Origin of the sequence: Paraburkholderia sp. BL10I2N1, from assembly GCF_004361815.1 — a bacterium.
Classification (GTDB): domain Bacteria; phylum Pseudomonadota; class Gammaproteobacteria; order Burkholderiales; family Burkholderiaceae; genus Paraburkholderia.
This window is the reverse complement of record NZ_SNWA01000004.1, coordinates 185179-200165: the sequence shown is the minus strand read 5'-3', so window position 1 is coordinate 200165 and position 14987 is coordinate 185179. Positions and strand designations below refer to the sequence as shown.

Sequence of the window (14987 nt, the reverse complement as noted above, 5' to 3'; positions counted from 1 at the left end):
ACTAACCATGGCCGCTTTCCAATGCAAGCCAGCGCAATTTATCCTGATACAGATGCGCGAACGGGATATATAGCGATTTTTATTTTGCAAAAGACTCGACATTCTTTCGATCTGCGTGCCGCATATGAATTTATCGCGATTCGGGTTTTATTCCATGAAAGGGGATCACTATGCAATCCGCATACAAGGTGATTGGCAATGTGCGCTATGTTCGCCGCGCCCTGATTGTTTTCACTTTGGTCGCGGTCGCTGCATTCCAGCCTGCCGCAGGCCAAAGTCTCACCATCAAAGATCTCGGCGCGCTCCCCGGCGAATATAACTACAGCAACGCTCTCGGGATCAACGAGCGCGACCAGGTGGTCGGCTTCTCGATCACGGCGGGCGGGTACACGCACGCTTGTCTGTTTGAAAACGGGGTGGTGACCGACCTGGGCACGTTCCCCGGTGGCAGCTACAGCTCAGCTAACGCGATCAACAATCGCGGCCAGGTGGTCGGTTACTCGAGCACCGCACGCGGGGAAGACCACGCCTTTCTGTTCGAACACGGCGTAATGACCGATCTGGGTACGCTCCCCGGTGGCAACTTCAGCGTAGCTTCCGGGGTCAACGAGCACGGCCAGGTCGTCGGTTCCTCGTCCAACCTGCGCGGGTACGTTCACGCTGCCCTGTTTGAAAACGGAGTGGTGACCGATCTGGGTACGCTTCCCGGTGGCAGCGACAGCGGAGCTCTGGCGATCAACAATCGCGGCCAGGTGGTCGGCTATTCGTCCACCACAAGCGGGTACGCGCACGCATTTCTGTATGACCACGGGGTGATGACCGACCTCGGCACGCTCCAGGATACCGGACTCAGCCATGCTCAAGCGATCAACGATCGCAGCCAGGTGGTCGGCATATCGTCATCCGCAAGCGGGGACGTGCACGGTTTTCTGTATGAAAACGGGGTGATGACTGACCTGGGCACGCTCCCTGGTCGCAACAATAGTAACGCTTTCGGAATCAACAATCGTGGCCAGGTGGTCGGCGAGTCGGATGCCGGAACCAACCCGTACTTGCCGCACGCGTTTTTGTTTGAACACGGGGCGATGACCGACCTGGGCACGCTCCCTGGGGACAACTTCAGCGAAGGTGTCGGGATCACCGGGCGCGGCGACATCGCGGGCAACTCCACGTTGCACGCTATCCTGTGGACACGAGAAAAATGATTGCCGGTCTCTGGCTGCACAACTCTCGTCGTCTTCGAATTTGCTTTGAGCGTCGCGCCGACATTCACAAAGCATTCCTCAAACTCGGTTGCTTCCTCGCCTGCTGGAACATCTTCAGGCATACGGAGCAGTTTTTTGAAACGGTCTCAAGAGTCGGAACCGTCATGTGCGACCGTGTGGCGTCACAAAGCGGCGTTGGCCTGAACGGAAGCGGGTGCCGCTCTGGGCGACTGAAGCTTGCGTCTGCGATACAGGTGTGGCACCAGGCCACCGACGACGGCCCCAATAATCGCTGCGGTCAGGAGCAGCTTCGGCTGACTGAGTTTCGCGGCGAAATCCGGCGCCGATGCTTCCAGCAATGCAAACGTCATCCACTGTGCCGCGACGAATACCAAACACATTCCGGTGCTCTCTGCGGGACGCAACCATGCAGGAATGTTTTCTGGCGAGGCTGAGCGGTTATCGGCCGTCCAGGCAATTGCAACGGTTGCGATGAACGTCGTGACGAGCCATGGCGAACGCTGCACCGAAACTTCAAACGCCTTTCGAAATGCCCCAGGCGTCGAAATGGTCTGAAACAGATTTCCCGACTGGTCGAATACGAACCTGAACAACAGTGAAACGAAAAATGCCGCCACTACTGCTGCGAAAGCAGAAACGACATAGGCGGCGACGGGCCGGATCCCAACCTTGCCAATATCTGCGACGTTCCAGACAGCCTTCGGATATATCGCTGCGACGATGGCAATTCCATAGATGATGCTGACCAAAACGGCAGTACGGAAGTTCTGACCGAGCGGCGTAGGCTCGAAGAACCTTCTGGTAGCAAGCGTGATGAACATCATGGCGAGAAAGATCAGTCCTGTAATGAGCACGACCTCGTGCAATCCAAGCGCGTGTCTCGGCTTGTCAAGGTCTCTGAAGCCCATTTCAACAAGCCTCGCATAGCGTTGGCCGAACGACCATTCCGTCTCCAGCACGCCGGCGCTTACATAGTCGCAAAGCATTTCGTGCAAATCCTCGATGTCCTTGCGTACCTTCTTCTCCAGATGCCTGGCGAGCGGCGAGCCTCTCGCGTCATCGAGTTGAACGAGAACGCTCGCCTCGACGCTTTGCAGAGATTCAAAACGTCGCTCGATTTCAGCGAGCACATCTTTCCGGCTATCGGCAAAACGGAGAAAGCCCTTGGGCATCATGCCTGTCTTGATCGTCAAGTACAGCGCCGCTGTACACGCCCAGATTTGCGCGAGCGAGCCCAGCGGGGCATCGAGCCACTCAGGGTCGATGCCCTCCTCTTCCAGGTCGAGGCGCACTCTCACGAGGCGATCCTTGGACGGCTTGAACGCACTGCCCTTTAACCGCAGGCTTAACTCGCGGACTTCGAAGGGGATATTGCCGACGCGCTGAAACCACACCTTGATGATCTCGTCGACCCGTTGCAGGAATGGAGCGTTTGGCAGCAATGAGGTAAGAATCAGGGCGGCGAGCAGAGGACCAGGTGGCTGGTCGGCCATCCTGATTGCGGCACTGATCTGCAGTAAGTCGAAGATCTGTTTGGGAAGGTCGGTGCCCGCTCCCCCTAGCACGATGAAAAGAAGCAGCATGCTACCCGCGTAGCCCGTCTTCGCAAGCCAGTATTGCCAGAAGGTCGTTGTCGCGCGTGTAGGGCCGGGATTCTCGAAACGTCGGAATGCGTAAAAGCAGACGACGGCGCCGCCGAACAGCCATTGCAGCAGCAACCCTTGATCTGAAACCAGTTGCTCGTCCATGATTACTCTCCCCGATTCATTCCCGGGTCGCCAGGTGTCCTCTGACTGTATGACGGCCTTCTCAACGGACAAGACGACTTGTCAACGCGCCGTTTGAAATGATCCTGGCTTGAATTGCGAAAAATCACTGCGGGACAGGGATCCGGGACAAGCGCGGTCCCGTGGCTTACCGTGCCAGCGGCGCGATCGACCCCATTTCGATCGAATTCGGGCCGAAATCATAGTGACCTTTAATGAGTCTCTGATTATCGGAGAGCGGCGCAATGGTGCACGAGTTCGACAAGCTTTATGCGATCAGTGACCTGCATCTGGGAGGTGAGACCGGGCGCCGCGTATTTCCGGAAACTGATGCTGAGTTTTATTAATTAAAATGTCCGGCCGATTAAGATTAGCATGCTACCCCCTCCTTGCCGCAAGCCGGTCGATGGCCTTTTAGAAGGCCCGTTGCGCAAGCAAGCAGGCTCGGTGCGGTAAGCCGATCGGTTTGTAGCGCTGCGCGAGTGTTGATGCCTGTCAACGAATGAGGACGTTTGCCGATTGACGGCTCGTTGCCGCGCATCGACCATTTGATATTTCAACATCAGCGTCCCTTTGTGGCCGAACCCGGTCTGACATAAATCGGCCGGCGTGGTCGGGTCGTTGATCGGCTGCGACGGTCAGCAGCCGGACCCGTTGCTGTCACTCGACAGTTCACCTCGCCAACGCCCGCAACGAGGAGTAAATCGGACACTGCGCGACGGGCTACTCTAGAGCGGCCTTTGGGTCCGCACCATGCATTGGCGGCTCCCAACTCCTCGCTCACCGCCCCCGGTCCTTCAGTCTTCCGCCGAACTGGGGACGCTACACGCATTACCTTTGCCAGTCGCCCGAACTTGATGGCGCTGATGGTCAGTCATCTTCTTCCAGCGGCGGGTCTCTGATATCAGGTATGCAAGCCGCCGAAGCAGGGTCCGGTTCTGCCGTCGAAAGAGCACACTTCAATGCACGACGACTTGACGGCTATCGCTCAAGTCGCAATGCTGGTGCGCCGTGCTTCTGCAAGTGCATACATGCTCTAGCCGCTCTTCTGCAAGCCCTATACCACGTCAGCAGCGGTGAGGAAATCGCGTAATGAACTGACATTCGCAATGAATTTTTCATACATGTGTGGCTGCCGCGAACTAGTGTGTTTCTGTAGATGCATCTCTCGATGGGCGGCGGCGATTGGTGGTTTTGCGGTAGGGCCAGTCGTTTTCGAACATGGATCGACCGATCACAGCGCGAGAGTCATGGTGCCGGAGTTGTACAGCCGGTTGTAGCAAGGCGTTTTATTCTTTTCGTGAGGAACAAGAATGAAATCCGTTTCCAGACGCCTATCCCGTTTTGTTTCCCGGAATCTCGCAGGCAGCAGCGTCATCGCGCTCGCGTGCGCGATCGGCCCAGGCGCGCAAGCGCAAACGCTGGGATCGCTGGCCCAAGTGGCCGCGGGCGATCCGTTCAGCGCATGCACTGCCGACCAGCTTAACGCGCAGCAGTCCGCATTCGGGAGCGTCCTTTATCCAGCCACGTCAATCGAGCCCTGGGTGGCGGTCGATCCGACCGACACGTCGCGCCTCCTCGTCGGTCACCAGCAAGACCGCTGGGACGACGGTGGCGCACGCGGACTTGTCGGCGTTGCCTCCAATGATGCGGGGAGCACGTGGGCCAATACGATTCCGCCCGGCGTGACTGACTGCACCGGAGGGAAGTTCCGGCGCGCTTCCGATCCCTGGGTAGACTTCGCGCAAGACGGCACGGCCTTCTTCTTCTCGTTGGTGTTGGATCCCATGAAGCCGACGACCCCGTTTGGCGCGCGAAATAGCGGGATGCTGGTCAGCCGCTCTGTCGACCATGGCGCGACCTGGCAAGCACCGGTGACGCTGATCCGCACCAACTCGCCGCACGCGCTCAATGACAAGAACTCGCTCACCGCCGATCCGACGGCGAACGGTTACGTCTATGCGGTGTGGGACCAACTGAGCGTTTTCCCGCCAAGCCAGGCCGGCGATCAGTTGCTCGCGGGAAACGATGGTGTCGAAATCGCGCGTCAATTGCGTAACGCTGCAGCGGGTGGTGCCCCATCCTTCAAGTTCAATTTCACCGGCCCCAGCTTCTTCTCGCGATCCACCAACAACGGCGTGACCTGGAGCACGGCCGCCCCGATCTACCAACCGGGCACGAATGCACAGACGATCGACAACATCGTACGGGCGTTACCTGACGGGACCCTGCGCGACTTCTTCACCGCGATTAATGTCACACCGTCGGGTCTAAGCATCGGCTATATAACGTCCACGGATAAGGGCGCGAACTGGAGCGCGCCGGCGTTCATCAGCGATATTAAGGTGCGCGCAGCGGGAGTGGTCACCCCGGACACCGGCCAGCCGATACGCGATGCCTCCATTCTCTATAGTGTCGCTGTGAACCCGGTCACGGGGGCAATCTATCTCGCGTGGCAGGACAATCGCTTTTCTACAGCCACCTGCACCACGCCGGGTGCTGGGTCAATCGCGATCGGCGGGATCGTCTTCAGCGAGTCGGATAACGGCGGGGCCACCTGGTCGACGCCTGTAATGATCAACAAGACGCCGGCAAACAGCACAAACCCATGCCGTCAGCAAGCCTTCATCCCCGCAGTCGTGGCGTCGGGCGACGGCAAGACGGTCGTGGTGACCTACTACGACTTTCGTAACGACACGAACACACCTGTCGGCTTCGAGGGCACCGACTATTTCGCGCTCTTCTGCACCACAGGGTGTACGAACCCCGTCAACTGGGGCAATGAGCGGCAACTGACCACAGCCTCGTTCAACATACTGAATGCTCCGGTGGCGCGTGGCCATTTCCTCGGCGATTACATGGGCCTGGCTGCTAGCGGACACACGACCGTGTACCCGCTATTCGGTGTAGCTACGGGTCCCAACGTTACGGCCGAATACACCCGCCAAATCACATTGCCATGAGCGCAACGGGCGGCGAAGGGAGGTCGCCGCCCAGTACTCCGTGACGCGCCTTTTTTTATTCAAAAAAGGTCCGACCGCATTTGAATGCCAATCAGCCGTTTCAATGACCGCGCGCTAGCGCGAGCGAAGGACAGTTCCTGGCCGATCACTGCCTCACGCGTTCGACATAGATTGGCCGGCCCCTGCCGTTCTGCAATCGGCTGCAGTCAACCAAAAGGGGGCGCCGATGGCCTCGTCTCGACTGCTTCTCAGGGGAAGATCGGTGTCGTGGGCTCCGCGCCTTCGAGATCGGCCTTCGGAAAATGCTGCGCGACCATCTGCTCGATCTCTTGTTCTCGCGATCCAGGCACGTCGGCCATGATCAAGAGCTGGCCGTCACGTATGGCGCCACGAAAGCGCTCGAGTCGTGCATTCGGTTCGTCGACGCCGATCATCGTGGCCGTCCAGGCCCCGAAGCCGGCACCTGCCAACGTCAATGCCACGACGGCGCCGCCCGCAATTGCGAGCTCCGCGGGAGGAAACACCAGTGCCACGAGGCCGAGAAGCGCGCCGGTCGCACCGCCGAGCGCCACGCCGCGTTCGAGCGAGTGCACGACGTCGCTGCTTTGCAGCAAGGATGCCTCAGGTAGCTGTTCGAGTGCGACACTGTGATTCGCGAGGACATGGATATGTCGCCATGTGATCCGCGCCCGCAGCAAGTCGTCTACGATCGCCTTCGCCGTCGTCGTGTCAGGTACGAGGAAATAAAGACGTCTCATGTCGCTCTCCATCAATCAAGCACTCCCCCAACGGGTCCATACTGTTTTATCGTACGCCGATCGTGCTGGAATTCTTCTGGTCGACCATGGTGCTCAATGAAAGTCCGTGGCGACCGACCCACAAGATCGCGGCGATGGTGATGGGCCCGAGTGCGCTCGAACAGATGTCGCTCCTCAGCCGCTTTGCATTGCATCGCAGCAAGTGACTCCTCCATTCGCGCGATCCGTATATGGGGCGCGGTTCCCCCTTGCGCTGCCTTGCACGATGCAGAGGAGAGGACTACCTTTGCTATAGAGCCGCTTACAATGCTCAGCGAAGCGGTCCTGGCAGACGTGCCGGCGCAGACAGTACGAAGTACGGCAAGGCGGCACAACGATGCCAGGAGCCTTTTGTTAGCGGTTCCAGCGAGTGACACGCAGTGAGGTGGCCTATGGCGCTTGCGATTGCCCTGAGCCTGATCATCGTATTGGCGGTAGGGTTTCACTTTGCCAGTCCCTGGTGGATCACGCCGATCGCCTCGAACTGGGTGCGCATGGACGACATGCTGACGATCACGATCGTCATTACCGGCGCGCTCTTCATCGCGATCAACCTGTTCATCGTGATCGCACTGGTGCGCTACCGCCACCGCAGGGGTCATCGCGCTGCTTACGAGCCGCACAACAAGCGGCTGGAATGGTGGCTGATCGGCCTGACCTCTGTCGGCGTGGCAGCGTTGCTGGCACCGGGGCTCTTCGTCTACGCGGACTACGTACGGCCGCCGCCCAACGTGCTCCAGATGGAAGTGTTCGGCCAGCAATGGCAATGGCGCTTCCGCTTTGCCGGCCCCGGTGGCAAGCTGGGCACGACGGACGTGCGCTACATCAGCAACGACAACCCTTTCGGCCTGAACCCCGCCGACCCCAATGGCCGTGACAACTACCTGATCGAAACGCCCGAGGTGCACCTGCCGCTCAACCGGCCGATCCAGGTCCTGACACGGTCGCGCGACGTGCTGCACGACTTCTACGTACCGGCGTTCCGTGCGCGCATGAACATGGTGCCCGGCATGGTGACCACCTTCTGGTTCACGCCGACCAAGGCAGGGCGTTACGACATCCTGTGCGCGCAGCTTTGCGGTATCGGGCACTCCAACATGCGCGGCGTGGTGGTGGTGGAAGACGAAGCATCGTTCTCGCGCTGGCTGGCGCAGCAGAGCACGTTCGCGCAGCGGCAGCAGGCCACAGTGCAGGCCGCATCCGCCGCTGCAGGCGGCAGCGCCAAGGCGCTTGCCGACCAGGGCAAGACGCTCGCAGAGGGCAAGGGCTGCTTCGCCTGCCATACCGTGGACGGCAGTCCGCGCGTGGGCCCCACCTGGAAGGGCCTTTACGGCAAGACCGAAACGATGGCCGACGGCAGCACCGCGAAGGTGGACGAAGCCTATCTGCGCGCCTTCATCCGCAACCCGAAGGCCCGCGTCGTGAAGGGCTTCGCACCCATCATGCCGACCTTCGACCTGAGCGAGCAGGAGCTGACCGCGCTGGTGGCCTACATCGAATCGCAAGTCGGCCCGGCCGCCAGCAACGCAACCAATCCCTAGCGGAGCAGACGCAATGCCTTACGCGCACACTGACCACGCCCCACAAAGCTTCTGGACCCGCTATGTCTGGAGCCAGGACCACAAGGTCATCGCCGTGCAGTATTCGCTGACGGCCATCGCCATCGGCCTGGTCGGTCTTGTGTTGTCGGACCTGATGCGGTTGCAGCTCGGCTTTCCGGGCAAGTTCAGTTTCATCGACGCCAACCACTACTACCAGTTCGTCACCATGCACGGGATGATCATGGTGATTTACCTGCTGACGGCGCTGTTTCTGGGCGGCTTCGGCAACTACCTGATCCCGCTGATGTTGGGTGCGCGCGACATGGTGTTCCCGTTTCTCAACATGCTGAGCTACTGGGTCTACCTGCTGGCCGTGCTGGTGCTGGTGGCGAGCTTCTTCGTGCCAGGCGGGCCGACCGGCGCGGGCTGGACGCTGTATCCACCCCAGGCCATCCTGCCGGGCACGCCGGGCGTGGAATGGGGCATCGTGTTGATGCTGGTGTCGCTGGCGATCTTCATCGTCGCGGCAACGATGGGCGGCTTGAATTACGTCACCACCACGCTGCAGGCGCGCACGCGCGGCATGACGCTCATGCGCATGCCGCTCACGGTGTGGGGCATCTTCATCGCGACCATCCTGGCGCTGCTGGCGTTTCCGGCGCTGTTCGTCTCGGCGGTGATGATGCTGCTCGACAGGACGCTCGGCACCAGTTTCTTCATACCGGCCGTGGTGTCGATGGGGCAGACGCTCAAGCATGCCGGCGGCAGCCCGCTGCTGTTCCAGCACCTGTTCTGGTTCTTCGGGCATCCGGAGGTCTACATCGTCGCGCTGCCGGCTTTTGGCATCGCATCGGACCTCATCAGCACGCACGCGCGCAAGAGCATCTTCGGCTACAAGATGATGGTGTGGGCCATCATCGCAATCGGTGCGCTGAGCTTCGTGGTCTGGGCGCACCACATGTTCATCGCCGGCATGAATCCGTACTTCGGCTTCTTCTTTGCCACCACCACGCTCATCATCGCCATCCCGACCGCCCTCAAGGTCTACAACTGGGTGCTGACGCTGTGGCGCGGCGATATCCACCTGACCGTGCCGATGCTGTTTGCCATCGGCTTCATTAGCACCTTCGTCCTGGGTGGGCTGACCGGGCTCTATCTCGGCAACGTGAGCGTGGACATTCCACTGTCGAACACGTACTTCGTGGTCGCGCACTTCCATATGGTGATGGCCGTGTCGCCGATCCTGGTGGTGTTTGGCGGCATCTACCACTGGTATCCGAAGGTGACGGGCCGCATGCTCAACGACACGCTCGGGCGCGTGCACTTCTGGGTCACCTTCCTCGGCACCTATGCGATCTACTTCCCGATGCACTATCTCGGCATCCTGGGCATGCCGCGGCGGTATTACGCGTATGAAGGCTTCAGCTTCATTCCACAGTCGGCGCAGACGCTCAACACGTTCATCACCGTCGTTGCGCTGATCGTTGCAGTGGCGCAGTTGCTGTTCCTGTACAACCTGGCATGGAGCCTGGTGCGCGGCAAGCGTGCCGACAGCAACCCGTGGCGAGCCACCACGCTGGAATGGCAGACGCCGCAAACGCCGCCAGTGCATGGCAACTGGGGCGCCGCGCCGCCCGTCGTCTACCGCTGGGCGTACGAATACAGCCCGCCGGGGCAGCAGGAAGACTTCGTCCCGCAAAACCAGCCGCCTGAGACCGCGCCTGAACCGGCCCATCCGACGCTTCAACCTGGCGAGGCACGCGAATGACCACACTGCGCAGTTCCTTCGTGCCTGACGCGCCGCCTGTCGTGCCGAATGCGAGCCGCATCGGCCTGATCGTCTTCATGGCGGTGGCAACGACATTGTTTTCGCTGCTGCTGTTCGCCTATGCAATGCGTATGCGCGAGCCCGACTGGCAGCCGATCCCGCATCCGGCGCTGCTGTGGTGGAACACCGGCGCGCTGGTGTTGGCAAGCATTGCCATGCAGCGTGCCCGGCAGATTACCTTACACCGCGCGGCGTGGCTGGTGTCGGGCGGTGTGCTGGCGGCCGTGTTCGTAATCGGACAACTGGCCGCCTGGCGCATGCTGTCGGCGGCCGGGCAGACCGTCACCGTCAATCCTTCCAATAGCTTCCTCTACCTGCTCACCGGCCTGCACGGGTTGCATGTGCTGGGCGGGCTGGTGGCCTGGGCCGTGACGATCGCGCTTCTCCAGCGCGCGGACCCCTTCCGAACCCACCGCGCCATCGCGCTTTGCGCCATCTACTGGCATTTCCTGCTGGCTGTCTGGCTCGTGCTGCTGGCGGCGATGTGGTGGATCACCCCTGAGTTCGTCGCCGCCATCTGCGGGCCGGTGTATGGAGCCGCGCCATGACCACGCCCACGCTCCCCACCGAATCCGCTGGCACCACGCCCACCGACGCCGGGCCTGACGGCTGGCGCGGCATCGTCACGGACTGGTCGGCCGACCGCGAAGCCTTCAAGGTGCCGTGGGGCAAGGCGATGATGTGGATCTTCCTGCTATCGGACACCTTCATCTTCAGCAGCTTCCTGATCGGCTACATGACGGTACGCATGTCGACCACGGTGCCGTGGCCTGACACTTCCAAGGTGTTCGGGCTCACTGTGGGCGGCGTGGATGTGCCATTGCTGCTGATCGCCATCATGACGTTCATCCTGATCAGCAGCAGCGGCACCATGGCGATGGCTGTCAACTTTGGCTACCGGCGCAACGCAAAGCGCGCCGCCGCACTGTTGCTGGCGACCGCGCTGCTGGGCGCGACCTTCGTGTCGATGCAGGCCTTCGAATGGACCAAGCTGATCGTCCATGAAGGTATCCGCCCCTGGGGCAACCCGATGGGCGCGGCGCAGTTTGGCGCGTGCTTCTTCATGATTACCGGGTTCCACGGCTTTCACGTGACCTGCGGTGTGATCTACCTGCTGCTGATCGCACGCAAGGTCCTGCAGCCGGGGTTCACCGAGCACGGCAACTTCCAGATCGTTGAGATTGCCGGCTTGTACTGGCACTTCGTCGACCTGGTGTGGGTGTTCATCTTTGCGCTGTTCTATTTGTGGTGAGGCAGACCATGGACCACACCGATCCAGCCCATCGACCCGACGCCGCGCACGGCCAGCAGCATCCGATCGGCATCTACCTGAAGATCTGGGGCCTGCTGTTCGTACTGAGCACGATGTCGTACCTGGTGGATTACTTCCACGTGCAGGGCCTGCTGCGCTGGGTGCTGATCGTCGTGCTCATGATCGCCAAGGCCGGGCTGATCGTGTCGATTTTCATGCACATGATGTGGGAGCGGCTGGCGCTGGTGTACGCCATCCTGATGCCGCCCCTGGGCCTGCTGGTGCTAATGGTGCTGATGGCTGCCGAAGCGCATCACACCTTCGGCATGCGGGAACTCTTCTTCCACTGACCCCTGCGCCGACCGTACCTCAGGCGACGGCCGTTGCGTCCCTCGCTCCTCGAAGAGCTCGGCCTGAAGTCGTTCTGCAAAACGAGCGGCGGCAAGGGCCTGCCTGGAACGCACTGCTCTGAAAACAAAACGACCCGACAAATGCCGGGCCGTTTTTGTTTCCTGGCTCGCTGAAAATCTCAGCGAAAAACACCTTCGAATCAGGCGTGCTTCTCACTGAATTCGTTGAGCGGCACAGGCGGCTTGAGCGGATCGAAGTCGGCCCACCGCCCTTGTTGCCAGCGGCCGGTCGCGCGTTCGATTGCCGCGCCTCCCGCATCGCGCAGCACCCGTGCGGCGTCCAACTGGCTGTCCGGCGACACATGTACGGCCACCAGCACGCCGGAATCACGGGTTTCTTCGTCGCTGGCTTCACGCGTGCTCACGAGCGCGCCGACCAATGAACCGGCATACGCACTCACCCCGGCCGCGATCAGCAACACGATAGGCGGCGCCGAAAACACTGCGAAGATCCCGACGCCGACCATGGCGCCAACCACTGTGCCAATCGTGACGCCTATCCCGGCACCCTTCGGCGCCCCCCTCGCGTTTGCGTCGGTGATGGTCTCGAATCCGTGCTGGCCGCACGGATTGACGAAAAACAGCGTGACGTCCTCCTCGACGAAACCGGCATTGAAGAGCCGTTGCGCCGCGTCTTCAGCGGCGGGGAATGTCGTGAAGCGTGCTGCGACGATGAGTGACATGTGGCCTCCTTCCATCGTTGACTAGCGGTTGCAGACTATACCGCCCCATCTCACCCGCGCCGAGACAGAGGTGCATGCGGTGGCACGCGCCGGGACTATGCCGTGGTGCCGCGATCGGGTTCCATGCCGTCCACTCTGAACAGTCCGCTATGTAACACTACTCCTTGCCGCCGTTCTGGTCGATCGTTTCCGCGCAAACCGAACGGATACGATTGCGGCCGTTGTCGAAAGCAGCCATTAAGGCGGATTCCAGCGCGGAATGGGCGCCGAAATGATCTTCCAGCGCCTCGGCGGTAATTGCCGCATTCAACCGGCTCGCCGTCGACGCGCGCCGTAAAGCGCACTGTCAGATTCGCTCGCGAGCTGGAGGACTATGTTAGCGTCGGCGTCAAATTCGTCCAAAACGGACGGTTTGAAATTCACATTGATGAAGCGATAACGTGGTCGTGACGCGCTGGTTCTGCGCCACGGCTGACCTCGGGAATCTATCTGGTCAGAATGCGGCAACCACAAGGGAAATAAGGGAAAGGAGCGAAGAAAAACCAGGTTGTAGATAAACCGGACCCGAAGAAGACGAACCAGGAAAAGTCAGTTCCACGCAGTGAGTTTCACACCGTCGGGTTTTGACGACATTCAAGTTGCCGATGACAGACTAGAATGAATTATTCGAATCAATCGGGAGACAAATTGTGCAACTTCACATGGATTCCCATCATTTCACGCACGGCCAGCTCGACTGGCGGGCAGCCGTGCTGGCAGGCGTCATCGCAGGCGCTGTGTTCCTGGCGTTAGGGGTTATCCTGATGGCACTGATGGCGGGCGGAAGTCTGCTGGAGCCCCCACGCATGGTCGCCGCGATCATGCTGGGACGAGGCGCATTGCAATCGCCGCAAGCAGTCTCAATTGGCATCGTGCTCGCGGCCTTTGTGGTGCATTTTGCCCTTGCCATCGTATTGGCGCTTATCCTCGGTCTGATCATGACGTCATTCAACCTTGACTCGAGCGTGGGGATGGCTTCACTGGCGGGTGGCGCTTTCGCTGTAGCCGTTTACCTGATTAATTTCTACGGCATGACACGGCTTTTTCCGTGGTTCGCAGAAGCGCGCAACTGGGCCAGCCTGTTCAGTCACATCGTCTTCGGTATCGTGGCGGCGAACCTGTACATGAGACTGGAGCGCAACACATCCCGCAGGGTGGAGGCGGGCGGCCCGTCGTAGTCCGGTGCCGTGCTGATCGACCGGTCTCCAGAGCAGATAAGGCTCGCCGCGCAACAACATGAGCACCTCGTCGAGATCGTCATGCTCTACCACTCCGGTGAAAGCGCCGGTCGACATGTGCGAGGGCTTACGAACGCAGAGAGACAGAGCGGCACGCGCATTGCGCGTCACGGATGGCTCCACGACGCGGGACTTTCGATCATGTACGCATACTTCAGACGGTCGTACGGGCCTGGCCCTTTCGACGGCGAGGGAGGTGTGCCGAGCCGCGAGTGGCGCATCAAGCGCAACTGCTCCCTCACGCCGCGGCAGTCGCTCGCCGCGATCGCGTTCCTCATGGCGCTCGTCCTCGCGATCGGCGTGGCAGCGGCATTCGCATTCGGCGTGTGGCTCGCGCTGCCCTTCTCGATGCTTTGCACCGTGGCCGTCGGCATCGCCTTTATCGCCTACTCCAGGCACGCGACGGACGGCGAGGTGCTGACGTTAGCGCCCCCGTTCGTGATCGTCGAAGTACACGAGGGCGGACGCCGCACGATGCATCGGATGAATGCGGCCCGCGTGGCCGTGTCTCTCGGCGACAGCGATGGCGCCGTCTACCTTTGCGACGGCTGGCAGCGTATTCCCGTCGGACGGCAACTGCCTGCCGCCGCCCGCACGGAGTTCGCGCGTCAATTGCGCCGCTTTATCGTGGCCGACTGTTGACATGCCGGCCGATAATCGCCCGGCATGTCTGATCGGCCTCACACCAACACGCCGAGCGCACCGACGATGCCGATGCCGCACGCGATGCTCACTCCAATGATCGGCGCCACGCGAAATGCGCCGCGCACTTGCTCTGCAGCGGGCAACACAGTGCCGCTCGCCAGCGCGATCAGCCTTCCTGCAACCAACGGCAGCAGCAAAGCGTTGAGCACCTGGGTGGCGATGTTGAGCGACTGAACGTCCGGCACGCGCGCGACGAACACCGCACTGCCGGTCACCGTAGACCCCGTAGAACCATCGCGCCTTGAACGGATGCAAGGCCAGTGAACGGCGCTAGCCTGCGATTTCACCGAAGCCCCGCGCGAGGGCGAGGGGCGACACAGCGCAGCCACCATCGTGGCGCCGAGCGCGCCCATACAAAGACCGCCCCGCCCAGCAGCGCATAAAGCGCGTCGGCGATCTGTCCGACGTCATGCAGCGGCACATGCCCGGCGTTCTTCGCTCCGCTATCGTGACCAGCACGGCCGCGGTCAGCAACTGGGTCAGCACGGCACCGAGCGCGGTGTCGCGACGCTCGGCATCGCTGTCTGCGGCCGACAGGC

General features: G+C 61.0%; 14 protein-coding genes and 3 pseudogenes. 11 read left to right on the top strand and 6 right to left on the bottom strand.

The genetic code is table 11. The features are described from left to right. The first annotated feature begins 170 nt into the window (after positions 1 to 170). Both B0G77_RS42225 and B0G77_RS42220 read left to right on the top strand, forming a co-directional pair. The gene (locus tag B0G77_RS42225; protein ID WP_243751527.1) at positions 171 to 1205 is read left to right on the top strand and encodes an HAF repeat-containing protein; all 1035 of its coding nucleotides are present in this window, start codon (positions 171 to 173) and stop codon (positions 1203 to 1205) included. Positions 1206 to 1216: 11 nt separating this feature from the next. Next, positions 1217 to 1324, top strand: a pseudogene (locus tag B0G77_RS42220) (IS5/IS1182 family transposase); the annotation flags it as partial. A gap of 63 nt (positions 1325 to 1387) precedes the next feature. Here the strand turns inward: B0G77_RS42220 and B0G77_RS42215 are convergent. Both B0G77_RS42215 and B0G77_RS45150 read right to left on the bottom strand, forming a co-directional pair. Beyond that, entirely contained in the window at positions 1388 to 3046 is a 1659-nt protein-coding gene (locus tag B0G77_RS42215; protein WP_166656404.1) for a hypothetical protein, read from the bottom strand. A gap of 743 nt (positions 3047 to 3789) precedes the next feature. Next, positions 3790 to 3977, bottom strand: a pseudogene (locus B0G77_RS45150) (DUF1289 domain-containing protein). Positions 3978 to 4536: 559 nt separating this feature from the next. Here B0G77_RS45150 and B0G77_RS42205 point away from each other — a divergent pair. Beyond that, on the top strand, positions 4537 to 5955 hold the full coding sequence (locus B0G77_RS42205) for a sialidase family protein (RefSeq protein ID WP_243751526.1): 1419 nt from the start codon (positions 4537 to 4539) through the stop codon (positions 5953 to 5955). Between the two features lie 248 nt (positions 5956 to 6203). Here B0G77_RS42205 and B0G77_RS42200 read toward each other — a convergent pair whose 3' ends face one another. Beyond that, positions 6204 to 6713, bottom strand: coding sequence for a DUF1269 domain-containing protein (locus B0G77_RS42200; protein ID WP_133667571.1), 510 nt, complete (start codon positions 6711 to 6713; stop codon positions 6204 to 6206). 62 nt (positions 6714 to 6775) lie between these two features. On the opposite strand from B0G77_RS42200, the gene B0G77_RS43730 reads away from it, so the two are divergent. The 6 genes from B0G77_RS43730 (at position 6776) to B0G77_RS42175 (ending at position 11723) form a co-directional block, all read left to right on the top strand. Continuing rightward, a complete protein-coding gene (locus B0G77_RS43730; RefSeq protein WP_208116605.1) occupies positions 6776 to 6919 on the top strand; it encodes a hypothetical protein in 144 nt (47 codons plus the stop codon). A 225-nt stretch (positions 6920 to 7144) separates the two neighbouring features. After that, entirely contained in the window at positions 7145 to 8293 is a 1149-nt protein-coding gene (locus B0G77_RS42195) for a c-type cytochrome (RefSeq protein ID WP_133667791.1), read from the top strand. Between the two features lie 13 nt (positions 8294 to 8306). Continuing rightward, on the top strand, positions 8307 to 10061 hold the full coding sequence (ctaD, locus tag B0G77_RS42190; RefSeq protein ID WP_133667790.1) for a cytochrome c oxidase subunit I: 1755 nt from the start codon (positions 8307 to 8309) through the stop codon (positions 10059 to 10061). Further along, positions 10058 to 10669 carry a cytochrome c oxidase subunit 3 gene (locus tag B0G77_RS42185; protein WP_133667789.1) on the top strand — a complete coding sequence of 204 codons (612 nt, stop codon included), beginning with the start codon at positions 10058 to 10060 and terminating at the stop codon, positions 10667 to 10669. The genes ctaD and B0G77_RS42185 overlap by 4 nt, the downstream gene beginning before the upstream one ends. Then, a complete protein-coding gene (locus tag B0G77_RS42180) occupies positions 10666 to 11373 on the top strand; it encodes a heme-copper oxidase subunit III family protein (protein ID WP_133667788.1) in 708 nt (235 codons plus the stop codon). The genes B0G77_RS42185 and B0G77_RS42180 overlap by 4 nt, the downstream gene beginning before the upstream one ends. Before the next feature lie 8 nt (positions 11374 to 11381). Beyond that, positions 11382 to 11723 carry a cytochrome C oxidase subunit IV family protein gene (locus B0G77_RS42175; RefSeq protein WP_133667787.1) on the top strand — a complete coding sequence of 114 codons (342 nt, stop codon included), beginning with the start codon at positions 11382 to 11384 and terminating at the stop codon, positions 11721 to 11723. Positions 11724 to 11923: 200 nt separating this feature from the next. Here the strand turns inward: B0G77_RS42175 and B0G77_RS42170 are convergent, their stop codons facing one another. Further along, positions 11924 to 12466 (bottom strand): hypothetical protein, encoded by a 543-nt coding sequence (locus B0G77_RS42170; protein ID WP_133667786.1) that lies wholly within the window; start codon positions 12464 to 12466, stop codon positions 11924 to 11926. Positions 12467 to 12561: 95 nt separating this feature from the next. Beyond that, positions 12562 to 12816 (bottom strand): annotated as a pseudogene (locus tag B0G77_RS42165) (DUF1488 domain-containing protein). 351 nt (positions 12817 to 13167) lie between these two features. Here B0G77_RS42165 and B0G77_RS42160 point away from each other — a divergent pair. Next, positions 13168 to 13683 carry a hypothetical protein gene (locus tag B0G77_RS42160; protein ID WP_208116604.1) on the top strand — a complete coding sequence of 172 codons (516 nt, stop codon included), beginning with the start codon at positions 13168 to 13170 and terminating at the stop codon, positions 13681 to 13683. A gap of 81 nt (positions 13684 to 13764) precedes the next feature. After that, a complete protein-coding gene (locus B0G77_RS42155) occupies positions 13765 to 14385 on the top strand; it encodes a DUF2244 domain-containing protein (RefSeq protein ID WP_133667784.1) in 621 nt (206 codons plus the stop codon). Between the two features lie 38 nt (positions 14386 to 14423). On the opposite strand, the gene B0G77_RS42150 is transcribed toward B0G77_RS42155, so the two are convergent. Continuing rightward, positions 14424 to 14648 (bottom strand): hypothetical protein, encoded by a 225-nt coding sequence (locus tag B0G77_RS42150; protein ID WP_133667783.1) that lies wholly within the window; start codon positions 14646 to 14648, stop codon positions 14424 to 14426. Positions 14649 to 14987: the final 339 nt, after the last annotated feature.

Coding starts and splice junctions, on each gene's coding strand:
- B0G77_RS42225 (WP_243751527.1), top strand. CDS start 171: ATGCAATCCGCATACAAGGTGATTGGCAATGTGCGCTATGTTCGCCGC.
- B0G77_RS42200 (WP_133667571.1), bottom strand. CDS start 6,713: ATGAGACGTCTTTATTTCCTCGTACCTGACACGACGACGGCGAAGGCG.
- B0G77_RS42195 (WP_133667791.1), top strand. CDS start 7,145: ATGGCGCTTGCGATTGCCCTGAGCCTGATCATCGTATTGGCGGTAGGG.
- ctaD (WP_133667790.1), top strand. CDS start 8,307: ATGCCTTACGCGCACACTGACCACGCCCCACAAAGCTTCTGGACCCGC.
- B0G77_RS42185 (WP_133667789.1), top strand. CDS start 10,058: ATGACCACACTGCGCAGTTCCTTCGTGCCTGACGCGCCGCCTGTCGTG.
- B0G77_RS42180 (WP_133667788.1), top strand. CDS start 10,666: ATGACCACGCCCACGCTCCCCACCGAATCCGCTGGCACCACGCCCACC.
- B0G77_RS42175 (WP_133667787.1), top strand. CDS start 11,382: ATGGACCACACCGATCCAGCCCATCGACCCGACGCCGCGCACGGCCAG.
- B0G77_RS42170 (WP_133667786.1), bottom strand. CDS start 12,466: ATGTCACTCATCGTCGCAGCACGCTTCACGACATTCCCCGCCGCTGAA.
- B0G77_RS42160 (WP_208116604.1), top strand. CDS start 13,168: ATGGATTCCCATCATTTCACGCACGGCCAGCTCGACTGGCGGGCAGCC.
- B0G77_RS42155 (WP_133667784.1), top strand. CDS start 13,765: ATGCTCTACCACTCCGGTGAAAGCGCCGGTCGACATGTGCGAGGGCTT.